Origin of the sequence: Coprococcus intestinihominis (genome assembly GCF_040096555.1) — a bacterium.
Classification (GTDB): Bacteria; Bacillota; Clostridia; order Lachnospirales; family Lachnospiraceae; genus Coprococcus_A; species Coprococcus_A intestinihominis.
In genome coordinates this window covers 1-15436 of the sequence record NZ_JBBMEK010000052.1, presented here as the reverse complement: position 1 = coordinate 15436, position 15436 = coordinate 1, and the positions used below count along the sequence as shown (strand labels likewise).

The 15436-nt window shown below is 42.9% G+C and carries 17 protein-coding genes; 8 read left to right on the top strand and 9 right to left on the bottom strand.

The window, feature by feature from the left end:
• The first annotated feature begins 96 nt into the window (after positions 1-96).
• Both WMO25_RS06065 and WMO25_RS06060 read left to right on the top strand, forming a co-directional pair.
• Positions 97-795: a CoA transferase subunit A gene (locus WMO25_RS06065; protein ID WP_117529083.1), complete on the top strand. Its 699-nt coding sequence runs from the start codon at positions 97-99 to the stop codon at positions 793-795.
• Positions 795-1445 carry a 3-oxoacid CoA-transferase subunit B gene (locus WMO25_RS06060; RefSeq protein ID WP_349084600.1) on the top strand — a complete coding sequence of 217 codons (651 nt, stop codon included), beginning with the start codon at positions 795-797 and terminating at the stop codon, positions 1443-1445. The genes WMO25_RS06065 and WMO25_RS06060 overlap by 1 nt, the downstream gene beginning before the upstream one ends.
• A 245-nt stretch (positions 1446-1690) precedes the next feature.
• Here the strand turns inward: WMO25_RS06060 and mscL are convergent, their stop codons facing one another.
• Both mscL and WMO25_RS06050 read right to left on the bottom strand, forming a co-directional pair.
• On the bottom strand, positions 1691-2134 hold the full coding sequence (gene mscL / locus WMO25_RS06055) for a large conductance mechanosensitive channel protein MscL (RefSeq protein WP_117529081.1): 444 nt from the start codon (positions 2132-2134) through the stop codon (positions 1691-1693).
• An 87-nt stretch (positions 2135-2221) separates the two neighbouring features.
• Positions 2222-3529, bottom strand: coding sequence for an HlyC/CorC family transporter (locus WMO25_RS06050; RefSeq protein ID WP_349084598.1), 1308 nt, complete (start codon positions 3527-3529; stop codon positions 2222-2224).
• 218 nt (positions 3530-3747) lie between these two features.
• On the opposite strand from WMO25_RS06050, the gene WMO25_RS06045 reads away from it, so the two are divergent.
• Positions 3748-4329 (top strand): zinc dependent phospholipase C family protein, encoded by a 582-nt coding sequence (locus WMO25_RS06045; protein ID WP_349084597.1) that lies wholly within the window; start codon positions 3748-3750, stop codon positions 4327-4329.
• Positions 4330-4426: 97 nt separating this feature from the next.
• On the opposite strand, the gene WMO25_RS06040 is transcribed toward WMO25_RS06045, so the two are convergent.
• Positions 4427-5644 (bottom strand): immunoglobulin-like domain-containing protein, encoded by a 1218-nt coding sequence (locus tag WMO25_RS06040; RefSeq protein WP_349084595.1) that lies wholly within the window; start codon positions 5642-5644, stop codon positions 4427-4429.
• Positions 5645-5820: 176 nt separating this feature from the next.
• Positions 5821-7452: an ABC-F family ATP-binding cassette domain-containing protein gene (locus WMO25_RS06035; protein ID WP_015515402.1), complete on the bottom strand. Its 1632-nt coding sequence runs from the start codon at positions 7450-7452 to the stop codon at positions 5821-5823.
• A gap of 186 nt (positions 7453-7638) precedes the next feature.
• On the opposite strand from WMO25_RS06035, the gene WMO25_RS06030 reads away from it, so the two are divergent.
• Positions 7639-9450: an ABC-F family ATP-binding cassette domain-containing protein gene (locus WMO25_RS06030; protein WP_349084593.1), complete on the top strand. Its 1812-nt coding sequence runs from the start codon at positions 7639-7641 to the stop codon at positions 9448-9450.
• On the top strand, positions 9451-10149 hold the full coding sequence (locus WMO25_RS06025) for a TraX family protein (RefSeq protein WP_349084592.1): 699 nt from the start codon (positions 9451-9453) through the stop codon (positions 10147-10149). It abuts the gene before it with no gap.
• Here WMO25_RS06025 and WMO25_RS06020 read toward each other — a convergent pair.
• Together WMO25_RS06020 and WMO25_RS06015 are read right to left on the bottom strand one after the other, a co-directional pair.
• Positions 10126-10323: a hypothetical protein gene (locus tag WMO25_RS06020; protein WP_349084590.1), complete on the bottom strand. Its 198-nt coding sequence runs from the start codon at positions 10321-10323 to the stop codon at positions 10126-10128. The two genes, WMO25_RS06025 and WMO25_RS06020, sit on opposite strands and share 24 nt — an antisense overlap.
• Before the next feature lie 68 nt (positions 10324-10391).
• On the bottom strand, positions 10392-10871 hold the full coding sequence (locus WMO25_RS06015; RefSeq protein ID WP_349084588.1) for an S-ribosylhomocysteine lyase: 480 nt from the start codon (positions 10869-10871) through the stop codon (positions 10392-10394).
• Positions 10872-11327: 456 nt separating this feature from the next.
• Here WMO25_RS06015 and WMO25_RS06010 point away from each other — a divergent pair, with 456 nt between their 5' ends.
• The gene (locus tag WMO25_RS06010) at positions 11328-12374 is read left to right on the top strand and encodes a lactonase family protein (protein ID WP_215691020.1); all 1047 of its coding nucleotides are present in this window, start codon (positions 11328-11330) and stop codon (positions 12372-12374) included.
• Between the two features lie 157 nt (positions 12375-12531).
• Positions 12532-13242 (top strand): metallophosphoesterase, encoded by a 711-nt coding sequence (locus WMO25_RS06005; RefSeq protein ID WP_349084587.1) that lies wholly within the window; start codon positions 12532-12534, stop codon positions 13240-13242.
• An 86-nt stretch (positions 13243-13328) separates the two neighbouring features.
• On the opposite strand, the gene WMO25_RS06000 is transcribed toward WMO25_RS06005, so the two are convergent.
• Genes WMO25_RS06000 through WMO25_RS05990 form a run of 3 tightly spaced genes read right to left on the bottom strand, consistent with a single transcriptional unit; the run spans position 13329 to position 14581 of the window.
• The gene (locus WMO25_RS06000) at positions 13329-13808 is read right to left on the bottom strand and encodes a hypothetical protein (protein ID WP_349084586.1); all 480 of its coding nucleotides are present in this window, start codon (positions 13806-13808) and stop codon (positions 13329-13331) included.
• A 21-nt stretch (positions 13809-13829) separates the two neighbouring features.
• Positions 13830-14231, bottom strand: coding sequence for a DUF6120 family protein (locus WMO25_RS05995; RefSeq protein WP_349084584.1), 402 nt, complete (start codon positions 14229-14231; stop codon positions 13830-13832).
• A gap of 2 nt (positions 14232-14233) precedes the next feature.
• Positions 14234-14581: a PadR family transcriptional regulator gene (locus tag WMO25_RS05990; protein WP_117538580.1), complete on the bottom strand. Its 348-nt coding sequence runs from the start codon at positions 14579-14581 to the stop codon at positions 14234-14236.
• A gap of 163 nt (positions 14582-14744) precedes the next feature.
• Here WMO25_RS05990 and WMO25_RS05985 point away from each other — a divergent pair, with 163 nt between their 5' ends.
• Positions 14745-15284 (top strand): hypothetical protein, encoded by a 540-nt coding sequence (locus tag WMO25_RS05985; protein ID WP_349084582.1) that lies wholly within the window; start codon positions 14745-14747, stop codon positions 15282-15284.
• Positions 15285-15436: the final 152 nt, after the last annotated feature.

The following is a 15436-nucleotide window of genomic DNA, read 5'->3' as shown; positions in this document are numbered from 1 at the left end:
AAATCACACAGGAAACAGTTGGCATGGTAATTGCTTATTATATAGGCAGGATTAAAAAATAAATACTTCATATAACTTAAGGAGGAAGTGAGTAAAATGGCTAAGACTCAGATTACAACAGCAGCAGAGGCTGCATCTCTGGTAAAAGACGGTATGACAGTGATGGTTGGTGGATTCATGGCCAATGGTACACCGGAGCCGATTATTGATGAGCTTGTAAAAAGTAATGTAAAGGATTTGACAATTATCTGTAATGATGCAGGTTTTGGCAGAAAGAAAGATAAAGAAACCGGAGAATGGAAAGGAAAAGCAAGAGGTGTCGGCAAGCTTGTGGAAAATGGACAGGTAAAGAAACTGATCGCTTCGCATGTTGGATTGAATCCTGAATTCGGTGCAAAATATTTTGAAGGTGAGATTGATCTCGAACTTGTTCCGCAGGGAACCCTGGCAGAAAGAATCAGATGCGGTGGATCGGGACTTGGCGGTTTTTACACACCGACGGGCGTTGGTACAGAAGTCGCTGAAGGAAAAGAAATAAAGACAATTGATGGTGTAGATTATATTCTGGAGTTGCCGTTACATGCAGACATTGCATTGATCGGCGGCCATAAGGCAGATGCATCCGGCAACTTACGTTATATCGGCTCAGAACGCAACTTCAATCCGATGATGGCAATGGCAGCGGATACGGTTGTGGCTGGTGTATCCGAAATTGTGGAAGCGGGTCAGATTGGTGCGGATTATGTTGAAACACCTGGAATTTTTGTGGATTATCTTGTAGGAGGTGCAGAATAATGGGAGATATTAAGAATTTTATTGCAGCCCGTGTGGCAAAAGAATTAAAGGACGGAGATGTTGTGAATCTTGGTATCGGACTGCCGACATTGGTGCCGAACCACCTTCCGGAAGGTGTCGATCTGACTCTTCAGTCTGAGAATGGTTTTGTCGGGCTGGTGCCGCTTGAGGAAGGAAAAGAAAGCCCGCATGTGGTGAATGCAGGCGGTGTGATGGCCGGTATTGCGGATGATGGTGCATTTTTCTCAAGTGCAGACTCATTTGCCATTATTCGCGGCGGCCATGTAGATGTAACAGTCCTCGGCTCTCTTCAGGTAGATGAAAAAGGCAATATCGCCAATTACAAAATTCCGGGAAAAATGCTGCCTGGTATGGGAGGCGCCATGGATCTGGTGGTAGGTGCCAGAAAAGTGATTGTTGCCATGGAGCATACAAATAAAGGCAAGCATAAGATTCTCAAGGAGTGTACATTGCCTCTGACTGCAAAAGGTCAGGTGAATCTCGTTGTAACAGAGATGGGTGTAATGAAAGTCACACCTGAAGGTTTGGCATTGGTTGAATACAATCCGGAATATACGATCGAAGAAATCCAGGCTGCAACGGAAGCAGAACTGATTATTGCGGATGATTTAAAGGAAATGGCTGTTTAGTCAGGGGCAGAGACAGCAATATACAGATAGATAAAAAGGAAGATATCTATCCGTATGGGCTGAACAAATGGGAGCAGATATAACTGGTAAAGGGAAGTACCGGATAAGACTGCATCAAATGTATTGGAAAACGGAATAGAACGGAAAAAAGAAGCTTTGTAAGATGGCTGTGGTGTGAGAAAATAATCCATCTTATAAAGCTTCTTTTATAAGCATAAATTGAATGGGATGAACAACCGGCAAAACTACTGTTCTGTGTCCTCAAGGTCTGATGCACAGTGTGGGCACTTAACGGCATCAATATGTATCTCTGACTTGCAGTACGGACAGACCTTTGTGGTCGGCGCAGCAACAGGTGCAGGCTTCTTCAGCTTGTTGATGACTTTCATAAAAAGGAAAACAACAAAAGCCAGAATCAGGAACTGAATGACGTTCTGGATAAAACTGCCATAAGCAAAAACCGGTGCGCTGACAGCCTTGGCATCTGCCAGTGTCGGATAATCAACGCCATCCAGCGAAATATACAGCTCGGAAAAATTAATCTTGCCTGTTAAAAGTCCAAGTACCGGCATAAAGATATCATTCACCAGTGAAGATACGATTGTGCTGAATGCACCACCGATGATGACACCGACAGCCATGTCAATGACATTGCCCTTAAGAGCAAACTCTTTAAATTCCTTTAACATTTTTAAACCTCGATTCTCTTAAGTAAATAGTGTACCAGAGCGTACAAACGGGCTCTGAATTTATAACAGCATCTGAGAAACAGAAGATCAGTGCTCAGATGGGCTCTGTTCAGTTTCAGCCTCCGGCAGACGAATATCAATATCGGCCACACGATGCTTGTCCATCTTCATAACAGTAAAACGGATACCGTTAATATCGATATATTCGCCTTCTGTCGGAATATGACCAAGCTCATGGATCATATGTCCGGCGATTGAATCATAATCTTCAGATTCAAGGTGCAGATCAAGCAGCTTGTCAATATCTTCCAGCTTGGTGGTGCCATCTACGGTATATTCATGTTCATTGACCTTACGGATATCGTCTTTCTCTTCTTCATCGTACTCATCGCGGATCTCACCCACGATTTCTTCCAACAAATCCTCCAAGGTGATGAGTCCGGCAACGGCACCGTATTCATCTAACACCATGGCCATACTGATGGAATTCTTCTGCATATCTACCATCAGGTCTGAAATTCGCTTAAACTCGTAAGTGAAGTATGGGCGGCGAAGAATCTTGCGGATAGAGAAATTCGAGGGAAGATCGCTGTAACAGAAAACATCCTTCAGATTCAAGACACCGATGACGTGATCCTTGTTACCTTCATAAACCGGTACACGGGAATACTTGTCACGTCTGAAAACAGCGAGTACATCCTCATAGCTGCTCTCTACATCCATAAATTCTATATCAATACGCGGTACCATCACTTCACTGGCAACAGAATCGCCGAAGTCCACCACGTTGGTGATCATTTCCTTTTCTTCGGATTCAATAACACCGTCTTCATGACTGACATCGATGACTGTCAGAAGCTCATTTTCTGTCATGGTCTTAGCCTGTGCATTCGGATTAATGCCCATCAGGCGCATCACACCATATGAAAGGTGATTGATAACAAATATGACAGGTGTCAGGATACGGGTCAGCCAGTAGACAATAACTACATCACCAAGGGCCATCTTCTCGGCATTGATGGTGGCTGCTGACTTAGGTGTGATCTCACCGAAGATCAAAATCAGAATAGTCAGGATACCGGTTGCAAGTCCAACAAAGGTCGCTGCGTTGGCACCGGCTCCGAGCTGTGTGGCCATCTTAGTGGCCAGCATGGTAGATAATGAGGAAGCACTCAGATTGACAATATTGTTGCCAATCAGAATAGCACTCAGCATCTTGGATGGATTATCCGTCAGTTCCTTAACAAGACAGGCACGTTTATTGCCCTCCTCAGCAAGGCTGCGGATACGAATTTTGCTGACACAGGTTAATGCAGTTTCGGCTGATGAAAAAAAGGCAGATAAAGCCAACAAAACAATCAGAACAATAAGCTGCATCGCGTCACTGGAATCCAAAAAAAATCATCTCCTCTGTAAAATCGTATAATTATATTAATTTTATATGATGTGAATGGCAATGTCAAGGTGAATGAACGCTTCCTGTGTAAATGGAATGTGAATTTTTTGTAAATGATATTGATTCTTGATTAGGAAGGGTGTACAATAGTGGAGATGTAAGTAAAAGACAGAAAAAGTGGCTGATGCCGCAGTTATATATGTGTGGGGGGTTCATATTGAGAAAAAAGTCTCATTTATCATTAGCAGGATACATTGTAGATGTTGTGGATGCAGACATGATCGACCATCCTCTGGCTTTCAGATTCGGAAGTCTGGAACCAGACCTTGTGCCCAGCTTTATAACAACTAAACACAGAATTGATCTGACATTCCATAAGCTTGAAAAGAAGATTAATAAAGTCATTGATGAATATGACAAGAATAAAGGCATGACCATCGGTCTGTCCAAGGATCTTGGTGTCATTACCCATTATATTGCGGATTATTTTACATTCCCGCATAATATTGAATATCCGGGAACTATGACAGAACATATTCATTATGAAGCACAGCTGAAAGTGGATTTCAGGGAGTTTGTGAGAAAAATGAAAGAGACACATGCACATTTCCAGGAAGTGAACATGCGGTCGGCGGATGAGATTTGTGCATTTATTAAGAAATGTCATACAGAATATCTGCAAGTAGTGAAGTCTGTGGAGAATGATTGCAGATATATTCTGCAGATTTGTGCACAGGTTGTAAGCTCTATCCTGCATCTGCTGCAGCAGAACAGCATGCCTCTGGGATGCTATATGTAAAGATATGGTTGAAAAATTATTTAAAAGAGACTGTGAAAAAAGAATTTACTCATTTTTCACAGCCTCTTTTTTATATCGTGGAGTCATGCGATGGTCATTAGTTGTTGACACCATGGTGCGCCGTCGGGCTTTCAGCGGTCAGGGGCAGAAATGTATACCCATGTGCAAGTCCCCACTGGATGATCTGTTCCACGGCATTGACACTGAAGCCTTTGATATCATGCTGCAGGACAATGGAGACATCATGCTGCTGAATCCCGGAGATGACATTTTGTACGACAACGGATGTACTGGTTGTTTCGCCGGCATCACCGCTGGTGACATTCCAGTCAAAATACTGATATCCCATATCCGTGAGGTCTTTGGTCAGTTTGGTCATAATACCGGAGCAGTAGCTTTTGCTGACGGTATTGGAGCTTCCGCCGGGAAAACGGACAAGGGTTGTCCGGATACCGGTGGCATTTTCAATGGTATCCTGCTGTTTGCGTAGATCGGCAAAAAAAGCATCTTCGCTGGCATAGATTTTGGAATAATCGTGTGTAGCACTGTGGATGCCAATGGAATGACCGGCGTCCGCTTCGGCTTTTAACAAATCCGGGTGACCGGAACCAACGGTAAAGAAGGTGGCTTTGACATTGTATTTGGACAGAATGTCCAAAAGCTTGGAAGTGTATTCACCGGGACCATCATCAAAGGTCAGATAGACAATTTTGCCGGAAGGGTTGACAGTGTCTGCCTGGCGGATCGGCTCAACAGTGACTGTTCGGGTGACTGCTGCTTCATTGCCGTAATTATCCTGAACTTTATAAGTAAGCGAGTAAGTACCTGCGCTGTAGGTATTGACAGAACCATCCACGGAAACTTTATCCGTCAGATCACCGTCCACATTGTCGGATGCCGTATAGCCTTCTTCTTCATAAGGATGGCCGGGAAGGGTATAATGATCCGCATTGATTGTCAACTTAATTTCCGGCGGAACTGTGTCTTCAACAGTCAACGTTTTACTGTCAGCACCTTTCCAGAAAAGGAAAGAAGCATGGTAGTTGATGGTGTAACTGCCGAGCTTGGAGGTATTGACAGAACCCTCTGAGGTGACAGTAACAGGGAATCCCTTCTTTAACAGATACCGGCCTTTTAATGCGGCAGTGACGGTGCCGTCATCATAGGTATCGCCGTATTCGATTTTGACATTATTTTCAGAGCCATCATTGATTTCTATATGCCATTGATCAACAAAAAGAATGAAAAAACTTCCGGCAGCAGCCAGAATAAAAATAATCAGTATGATCAATAAGAGTCGTTTGTTTTTTATCATAAGTAATTTTTAAGCCTCCGATAATTAAGTACATTAACAGCAAAAGAGCAGCAAAGAAATCATGGATCCATCATTTCTCTGCTGCTCTTAGCATAGCACATAAGCCGGGTAAAGGCTTTAAAAAATCCTTAAGAATTGCTGACAAGTGCCTGTCTGAATACTAAATTGTCTGTAAATTAATCGTCAGCTTCTGCTTCCATATTGAGAATCTGGCGTTTTCTTGCCATCTCATCATTTTCAAGATATTCATCATACGTACACTGTTTGTCAATGAGACCGCCAGGTGTCAGTTCCATAATACGGTTGGCAACGGTCTGTACAAACTGGTGGTCCTGGGAAGTGAATAACAGAACACCCGGATATTTGATCAGGCTGTTGTTCAGGGCTGTGATGGATTCCATGTCCAAATGGTTGGTTGGTTCGTCCATCAGCATGGTGTTGGCGCCGGACATCATCATCTTGGACAGCATACAGCGGACACGTTCACCACCGGAGAGAACATTGACTTTCTTCAGACCGTCATCACCTGAGAAGAGCATACGGCCAAGGAAACCGCGGACAAATGTCACATCCTTTTCAGGGGAGTACTGCATCAGCCAGTCAACGATACTGTCTTCGCTTGTAAATTCAGCAGTGTTATCCTTCGGGAAGTAAGTCTGTGTTGTGGTAACGCCCCACTTATAAGAACCCTCATCCGGTTCCATTTCACCGGCCAGAATCTTGAAAAGCGCGGTTGTGGCGTTGACGTTCGGGCCGACAAAAGCTACTTTATCATCATGGCCCAGGGTAAAAGAGATATTGTCAAGGAGCTTCACACCGTCAATGGTCTTGGAAATGCCTTCAACGTGAAGTACTTCGTTGCCAATCTCACGGTTTGGCTTGAAGTCGATATATGGATACTTACGGCTGGATGGACGGATCTCATCCAGCTGGATTTTCTCAAGGGCACGTTTTCTGGACGTTGCCTGCTTGGATTTGGAAGCGTTGGCGGAGAAACGCTGGATGAATTCCTGCAGTTCCTTGATCTTTTCTTCCTTCTTTTTGTTGGCTTCCTTCATCTGTTTGATCATCAGCTGACTGGATTCATACCAGAAATCGTAGTTGCCGGAGTAAAGCTGGATTTTGGCATAATCAATATCAGCGATATGGGTACAGACTTTGTTCAGGAAATAACGGTCATGGGAGACAACGATAACGGTATTGTTAAAGTTGATCAGGAACTCTTCAAGCCATGCGATGGCATCCAGATCCAAGTGGTTGGTCGGCTCGTCTAAGAGCAGAATGTCCGGATTGCCAAACAGGGCTTTGGCAAGAAGAACCTTGACCTTCTGACCGCCGTCCAGTTCACGCATATAAGCATAGTGAAGATCTGTGTCGATACCGAGACCATTTAACAGCGTCGCAGCATCACTTTCAGCTTCCCAGCCGTTTAAGTCGGCAAATTCACCTTCGAGTTCGCTGGCACGAACACCGTCTTCATCGGTAAAATCTTCTTTGGCATAAATAGCGTCTTTTTCTTTCATAATCTCATAGAGGCGCTTATTGCCCAGGATAACGGTATCTAATACCTGATAATCATCATATTTATAATGGTCCTGTTCCAGTACGGATAAACGCTGGCCAGGTGTGATTGCGATGTCGCCCTTGCTCGGTTCGATGACACCGGAGAGAATTTTCAGGAAAGTAGACTTTCCGGCACCGTTGGCGCCAATCAGACCATAGCAATTGCCTTCGGTAAACTTAATATTCACATCTTCAAAGAGTGCGCGTTTGCCAATGCGCAGAGTAACATTATTTGCACTAATCATAGATAAACCTTTCTGTTTGTGTACATATCATTCAGCAGTTACGCCAATTTTTAATAATTTAGACTGCAATCCCTATTGTACCGTATTTTAGCTAATTTGCAAGCCTTTTCAATGGAAAATACAATTGACGGTTATGTAAATTTCATTTATCATTATTAAAGATAAAATAGATAGAGGTATTTTTTTATGAATATAATGAATATTGAACATATAAGCAAAATTTTTGGTGAGAAGACGATTTTCGATGATGCGTCCATCGGTATTCAGGAAGGTGACAAGATCGGTATTGTGGGCATCAATGGCACCGGCAAATCCACGCTGCTTCGAATGATCGCAGGCGATGAAGTGCCGGATTCCGGCAATATTATCCGGCAGAATCAGCTGAAACTGGCATGGCTGCCTCAGGAGCCGAAGTTCCCGGAGAATGCGACGATTCTTTCTTATGCAGGCGATGACGAGACAGGATGGAAGGTTCAGAGCAACTTAAGTCAGTTGGGAATTATGGATTACAGTATGCCCATTGATCAGCTCTCCGGTGGGCAGAAGCGAAAAGTGGCTCTGGCTAAGGTGCTGGCACAGTATTTTGATGTGCTGCTTTTGGATGAGCCCACTAACCATTTGGACAGTGCCATGATCCGGTGGCTGGAAGATTACCTGAAGAATTTCAGGGGAACGATTCTGATGGTGACCCATGACCGATATTTCCTTGACCAGGTGACGAACAAGATCCTGGAGATCAGCCAGGGCAAGATCTACAGCTATGAATCCAACTATTCCGGTTTCCTTGAATTAAAGGCAGCCAGAGAAGAGATGGAATTGGCAACGGAGCGTAAGCGCCAGAGTGTCCTTAGAATGGAACTGGAATGGGCCAAGAGAGGATGCCGTGCCAGAACCACCAAACAGCGTGCCAGACTGGAACGGTTAGAGGCGCTGAAGAACGGAACGGCACCGGAGCAGGCACAGGTTGTGGAGATGGATTCCATTGAGACACGTATGGGCAAGAAGACCATTGAACTGCAGCATCTGAGCAAGCGTTATGGTGATAAAGTCATTCTGGATGATTACAGTTATATTTTCCTGAGAAATCAAAAGGTAGGCATCATCGGTCCGAACGGCTGCGGCAAATCCACACTGATGAAGATGCTGGTGGGACAGGTGGCGCCGGATTCCGGTGTCATTGAGATTGGCGAGACCATCCGTATGGGCTATTTTGCCCAGGATGAGAAGGAAATGGATGACCGCCAGCGGGTTATTGATTATGTCAAAGACATCGGAGAATATATTATTACCCGCGACGGCAGAATCAGTGCTTCCCAGATGTTGGAGCGATTTCTTTTTACACCGGAAATGCAGTATGCGCCAATCGGCAAATTATCCGGCGGTGAGAAGCGCCGTCTGTATCTGCTTGGTGTTTTATGTCAGAATATCAATGTCCTTCTGTTAGATGAGGCCTCCAACAATCTGGATATTCCGACCATGACAATCCTGGAGGATTATTTGAATTCATTTGTAGGCATTGTCGTGGCTGTTTCCCATGACCGCTATTTCCTTGATAATGTGGCGGATCGTATTCTGGAATTTGACGGACAGGGTCACATTCGACAGTATGAGGGCGGTTATACCGATTATCTGGAAGCCCATGAGAAGCGTTTTGGTACAGCACCGGATATGAGTCTGACCAATAAGACAAAAGCTGACAGCGGGGAAAAGAAGAACAATTCCAAAGACTGGAAGCAGAACAGACCGGTGAAATTAAAGTTTACATTCAGCGAGCAGAAGGAATTTGATACCATTGATGATGACATTGCAGCCCTTGAAGCGAAGATTGAACAGATTGATGCGGATATGATGAAGTTTGCCACGGATTCCGGAAAACTCAATGACCTGATGAAGGAAAAGGATGCGAATGAGTCAGCCCTTGAAGAGAAGATGGATCGCTGGGTGTATCTCAATGATCTGGCAGAGCGGATTGAAGCTCAGAAACAGGGAGGAAAATAAATGAATCCTTCGGTCAATATATCCCGGTATCAGCGACTGGACGGCACAGTACTGAAATTGATCGCCTGTCTGTCTATGTTCATTGATCATCTGGGAGCGGTTTGTTTCAGCGGGATGATGGGATTTCGCATTATCGGACGATTAGCCTTTCCAATCTACTGTTTTTTGCTGGTGGAAGGGGCTGTGCATACCCGTAACATGAAGAAATATATTCTGCGTATGGGTATTTTTGCATTGATTTCGGAGGTTCCTTTTGACCTGGCTTTTTATCACCGGTTGGTATATATGGGTCATCAGAATGTATTTTTTACCCTGGGACTGGGACTTCTGGCTATCTGGTTCCTTGAGCACCCCATTGAGCAGCTGGACATTCCGGATGTACTCTATAAATTGCTTGTTATTATTGCAGCGGGGCTGATCGCTGAATTTTTCAATACGGATTATGGTTTTACTGGGATTGCAGTTATTTGTATTTTTTATTATCTGCGGGGGCAGCCTCAGTTAAAATATCCCATTGCGGCGATTCTTCTGGCTGCTATGGGCGGTGTTGAAGTTTATGCGGTGCTGGCCCTGATCCCGATCCTGCTTTATAATGGGCAGAGGGGCCGGCAGACGAAAGTGATGCAGTACGGTTTTTATATCTTTTATCCGGCCCATCTGCTTTTAATTGCGGTTTTATATCATCTTTTCATCCTGTGAGGGTGAAGAGGATTTCGGCGGAAAATCGCCGATGTAGGGCGGAAGATGGTCATCACGGATGGTCATCCGGTCTGAACCGTCGGTACTGTTGGTGATGTCAGGCTGCGGCATCGTAAGGGATTCGGCTTTTTGAAAATAATGATTTGGATGAAAAGAAATCTGCGGTTCTATCATAAGTAAACCTCCTTGGACGATTGAGTTTTGTGATAGTATGCCGCAGATTTTTGTTTTTATGTCGATTTTTATTCCGGATAAACCAGTCTGCTGTCATCAATATTGTACAGTACATTGTCAAGATAGCGTTTGGCCAGATAGTTGGCCATTGGCAGGTTCATATCCAGATAATTGCCGCAGTCCTTCGGACTTGCGCCTGGCACTTCGTCTTTGAAGTCTCTGATGAATTCAAACATCTCAATCATCAGCGGCACAATCTCTTTGGAAGTCAGGTCACCGGCCAGCAGCAGGTAAAAGCCTGTGCGGCAGCCCATTGGTCCAAAGTAAATGGTTTTATCACCGTAAACCGGATGGTTGCGTAAAAAAGTAGCAGCCAGATGTTCAATGGTGTGTACTTCGGCCGTGTTCATTACAGGTTCATCATTAGGACTGGTCATGCGCAGGTCAAAAGTTGTGATGACTTCTTTGCCAATGGTATCCTTACGGGAAACATAAACACCGGGAACAAGTCTTAAATGGTCAATTGTGAAACTGGCAATTTTCTCCATAGTAAAATCCTCCTTAATGGGCGAAACGCAGATGTTTTTTTGAAGTTGCCAATCATTCATCATTCAAAGCAGACACGTTCGCACTGCCTGATGTTGGCAGCGGTACATAAGGCACTAAAGGACAGTGCCTAAGTACCGGCCACATCAGAAGCACCTGCTTTTGAATGATAAATGATTGGCAACTATCTAAGAATACAGAGCATTTCGCGTTGAGTATAATTCTAAAAATAAGATAATGTGGTTGATGAATAACATCAGTATGAGATTACTACAAATAGGGACGGACGTCAATGTTTTAACTTGGGTTATTGTGGACATCTGGGATGGAATATGGTACACTTACGTTTAGAAAATAGCGGTAAGTGTGCCTGCTTTGAATTGATAATTGAATTTCTTCTTTGAAAAATAAAGGGGTTCAGCTTTGAATGGCAGATGACTTTGAGAGGAGTTTTTAGAATGGCAGATAAATATGTAGCATATGTGGGTTCTTATACAAGAGGCGAGAGTGACGGTATTTATATTCTGGATGCGAATGTGGAGTATGCATACTTTAAGGTAAGGGACTCATTTAAGATCAACAATCCTTCATTTCTGAGATTATCCCATGACGAACAGTACTTGTACAGCAATTGTGATGAGGGCGTGGCTTCTTTTAAGATTTTGCCGGACGGTGGTCTTGAATTGATGAACAAAGCTTCTGTGAATGGTCTGAGGCCTTGTTATCTGTCTGTGGACAGAGCCAACCGCTATCTGTTGACAGCAGGCTATCATGATGGCAAGTTGACTGTTTTAAGATTAAATGAGGATGGTACGATTCAGGGCGTGACGGATGAAGTCTTTATGAAAGGTCTTGGCAGTATTGCCGGAAGGAATTATCGCTGCCATGTGAATTGTGCGATTTTCTCACCGGATGAACGTTTCATTATGGCCGTTGACCTTGGTATGGATCAGGTAAAGGTGTATGAGTTTGATCATGAAACAGGCAAGATCAAGCTCCATGATATTCTGAGATGCGAATTGGAATCCGGACCAAAGCATATGATCTTTACATCGGATGGTCGTTATGCTTATCTGACCCATGAGAATAAATGCTGCGTGACGAAGTATGCCTATGATGCTGAGACTGCTCATTTTACAAAGCTTCAGACAATTTCTACACTGCCTGAGAAGTATGATAACTACAACAGTGCCATTACGTTGAAATTGACCCCGGACGACAGATATCTTTTTGTTACCAACTCCGGCAACAATTCTGTAGCAATCTATGAGATTAATGAAGAAGATCAGATGATGAAGACATTATGTATTCTTCCGGTCAGTGGTGAATATCCAAGAGACCTGGCGATTATGCCGGGAGATCAGATGTTTGTGTCTGTCAATCAGGAAGGCAATTCTATGACATCCTTCAAAGTCAACTATGACAAAGGCTATATTATGATGAGCGGCGCGCCATTGAAGATGCCGTCACCGACATCTATTCAGTTGAAACAGATTTTTGAATAATCGGTGATTGAGGAAAATGACAATTTCAAAGAGACATATAAAGTGAACTGAGGTGTCGCCAAAAAGTTAGACTTTATATGTCTTTTTTGTTAGCAGGGGACAAGTTTTTATTTGGTAAGGTTTATAATGATAACAGATGAGAAGAAAGGGTGATTCGATGAAAGTTTTAGTAATACCGGATGTGCATTTGAAACCGTGGATGTTTGAACAGGCGGCAGTGCTTATGCGTGCAAAACAGGCGGACCGTGCAGTGTGTCTGATGGATATTCCGGATGACTGGGGGAAAGAGTATGATATTGCACTGTATGGACAAACCTATGATGCAGCTATTGATTTTGCAAAAGAATTTCCGGAGACGGCCTGGTGTTATGGCAATCATGACCTGAGCTATCTCTGGCATCGCCTGGAGAGTGGCTACAGTTCAATGGCAGCTTACACCGTGCAAAGAAAATTATTGGATTTGCGGGATGCACTCCCGGAGAGCAATCCGATTCGCTATGTCCAGAAAATAGATAACGTGTTATTTTCCCATGCGGGGGTATTGGATTATTTTGCAGAGAGCGTTGTACCGAAAGCAAAATATCATGACGTGGAGGCAGTGGTGGCGGCCATTAACGAACTCGGTCCAAACGAAATGTGGAACGATGCCTCGCCCATCTGGCTCAGACCCCAGCATTCCAATATGCGGTTGTATAAGCCGCGGAAACTATTGCAGATAGTGGGCCATACACCGATGGATATGATTACAAAAGAAGGAAACTTGATTTCCTGTGATGTCTTTTCAACTTACCGTGACGGCAAGCCCATTGGAACAGAAGAATTTCTGCTGCTGGATACAGAAACATGGGAATGCAGTGGCGTAAAATAAAATTAGGATAGTAAAAAACAAAAATGAAGGAAGACTGTAGGATACAGGATATTCCTTCATTTTTGTGTTAAAGGCTATAAAATAGATTAAGAAAAAGTGCCTTTGGCGCTGCAAGTTAAGGTGACAGATTTGTTAATTGTTTTTCTGACAATGCCATTTTGATATAGTTTTCCAGTGGCTTTGGCTGTAGCGGAAGAACCGGATTTGTTTGCGGAACGATTGCTTATTTGCCAGTTTTTGTCATATGAAGTTGCACTGACACTTGAATTGGTGCACTTAGATGATGTTCCATCATATGTAAATGTACCAGTGACTTTTACATACCAGAGTTCAACATTTGAACTTGAGTAATAAGAAGCAATTTTTGATTTTGTGGTAGTGGATGAGGAACGTGTAATGCCGCTATTAGATTCATCAATGATGTATTCTAGCATATAACTGCCATCGTCATAATAGGTATATTTGGTTGAGATGTCAGTGCTATTAGTATTAGCAAAAACAGGTAGTTGATAGACAGAGGTGAATGTTATTAAAGCGGTCAGCATAAAAATAAATAATTTTTTCATAAGTAAAATTTCCCCCTAAAGTTATTCAATTCTAATAATTTCATATGCTGGTATAGATTTCTCTAAATCTATACAGGATTTTATATAAAATCCTGCGCATGTAAGCAGGATAAAAATTATAACAATTAGAGTAAGCTTGGCATATTTTCGCTTTTTTTGAGAATTATCTAAATGATTTTTTAGTTGTTCCGATTCGGCACAGGAGATAAACATTTCTTTGAATTCATCAGTATCTCCAAAATGATTGCTTAAATCATTGATTGTGGCAAAAGGATGTTCGCTGAGAAAGTCATCGATACTGCTTTCTACCATTTGCATAATAGAAGCTGTCTCTTTTGGAGAGTGTGTAAAAGCAAGTTGGTGTTTAATTTCTGAAAGATAATTATGAATTTCTTTATCTGTGATGGATGATGGTATTTCCATTTTCAGACCTCCAATTTTAAAAAGTTATTGACAGTGGTAATATAAGCAGCATAATTTTTCTTCATGTCTTCGTAATATTCTTTGCCTGTTTCGGAAAGATGGTAGTAAACACGAATTTTCTTTTTTTCAGTTACAACATTAGATGTTGAAACTAGGTCTTTCTCAAGAAGACGATTTAATATGGGGTAAAGAGATGTCTCTTTACAGGCACACAATTCATGGCTTCTTTGCTTTATTTCAGAAGCCAACTGGTAGCCATACATATCTTCTTCGTCAAGAAGACTTAAAAGAAGAAGCTCTGTAGTAGCTTTTTTTAATCTTAAAATAATGGGAGATTCGCTATGGTCCATAAAAACTCCTTTCATTTTTATAATAGCAGAATATGTATTAAAAGACAATACTATTTAATAAAGAATAATATTGACAGAATAATCTATGCATGATAACCTATAATTAGAAAATGCTTCTAAAAAGTACAAAGATTCACGCGATTCAAGAACAGGAGGAGATGGTATGATGAAGTTAAAACGTCTTGGAAGAATTTCCGTATGCATGGCAGTATTGATGGTTATGCTGTTGGCGGCAGGTTGTCAGAAGAATGGTAACAGTTCTGAAGAAAGCGCCAACGCTGTGCTTAATCAATTTTTAAGCGGTACGGTGCAGGATGCCGATGAATTTGACAGCCAGTATGCAGAGATAGCATCTGCCGAGACCGGCGATGAGACCGGAATGGTATCGATAGACGGAATGGAAGATTATTTTCAGAAACAATTTGGAGAGATAATGACAGCTGATTGCATCGCAGATTTGTTGGCCGACCGTTCAATGATAGCTCCGATGAAACTGGCACAGCAGCTGGATAAAGATATCATTGCGCAGGATATACAGTTGACAGCAAAATCAGGAGAAGATAATGCTTACGACTTCAGCACACAATTAGTCACCTCCGATGATAAACAGCCAGTCGGCACCGCAACAGGATACGTGAAAATGCAGTCCGACAACTCCACCTGGAAAGCCTCTGCTCTGACCATAAAAATAACAACAAACTAAAATTACGGATTAATCAGAAGCAGCATTCACTAGTCAAAACGAATTAGGGTGCAGCGTGGCCTCAAAATTCCCGAAAAAGATATAAAAAGCGTCTATTCAGACACAAGTGCTTCAATGCTCGCCGGTACTTAGGCAGTGTATTTTACTGCCTT

Bases quoted from the DNA above. Each gene is read 5' to 3' on its own strand.
- WMO25_RS06065 (WP_117529083.1), top strand. From the start codon at position 97: ATGGCTAAGACTCAGATTACAACAGCAGCAGAGGCTGCATCTCTGGTA.
- WMO25_RS06060 (WP_349084600.1), top strand. From the start codon at position 795: ATGGGAGATATTAAGAATTTTATTGCAGCCCGTGTGGCAAAAGAATTA.
- mscL (WP_117529081.1), bottom strand. From the start codon at position 2,134: ATGTTAAAGGAATTTAAAGAGTTTGCTCTTAAGGGCAATGTCATTGAC.
- WMO25_RS06040 (WP_349084595.1), bottom strand. From the start codon at position 5,644: ATGATAAAAAACAAACGACTCTTATTGATCATACTGATTATTTTTATT.
- WMO25_RS06035 (WP_015515402.1), bottom strand. From the start codon at position 7,452: ATGATTAGTGCAAATAATGTTACTCTGCGCATTGGCAAACGCGCACTC.
- WMO25_RS06030 (WP_349084593.1), top strand. From the start codon at position 7,639: ATGAATATAATGAATATTGAACATATAAGCAAAATTTTTGGTGAGAAG.
- WMO25_RS06025 (WP_349084592.1), top strand. From the start codon at position 9,451: ATGAATCCTTCGGTCAATATATCCCGGTATCAGCGACTGGACGGCACA.
- WMO25_RS06020 (WP_349084590.1), bottom strand. From the start codon at position 10,323: ATGATAGAACCGCAGATTTCTTTTCATCCAAATCATTATTTTCAAAAA.
- WMO25_RS06015 (WP_349084588.1), bottom strand. From the start codon at position 10,871: ATGGAGAAAATTGCCAGTTTCACAATTGACCATTTAAGACTTGTTCCC.
- WMO25_RS06010 (WP_215691020.1), top strand. From the start codon at position 11,328: ATGGCAGATAAATATGTAGCATATGTGGGTTCTTATACAAGAGGCGAG.
- WMO25_RS06005 (WP_349084587.1), top strand. From the start codon at position 12,532: ATGAAAGTTTTAGTAATACCGGATGTGCATTTGAAACCGTGGATGTTT.
- WMO25_RS06000 (WP_349084586.1), bottom strand. From the start codon at position 13,808: ATGAAAAAATTATTTATTTTTATGCTGACCGCTTTAATAACATTCACC.
- WMO25_RS05995 (WP_349084584.1), bottom strand. From the start codon at position 14,231: ATGGAAATACCATCATCCATCACAGATAAAGAAATTCATAATTATCTT.
- WMO25_RS05990 (WP_117538580.1), bottom strand. From the start codon at position 14,581: ATGGACCATAGCGAATCTCCCATTATTTTAAGATTAAAAAAAGCTACT.
- WMO25_RS05985 (WP_349084582.1), top strand. From the start codon at position 14,745: ATGATGAAGTTAAAACGTCTTGGAAGAATTTCCGTATGCATGGCAGTA.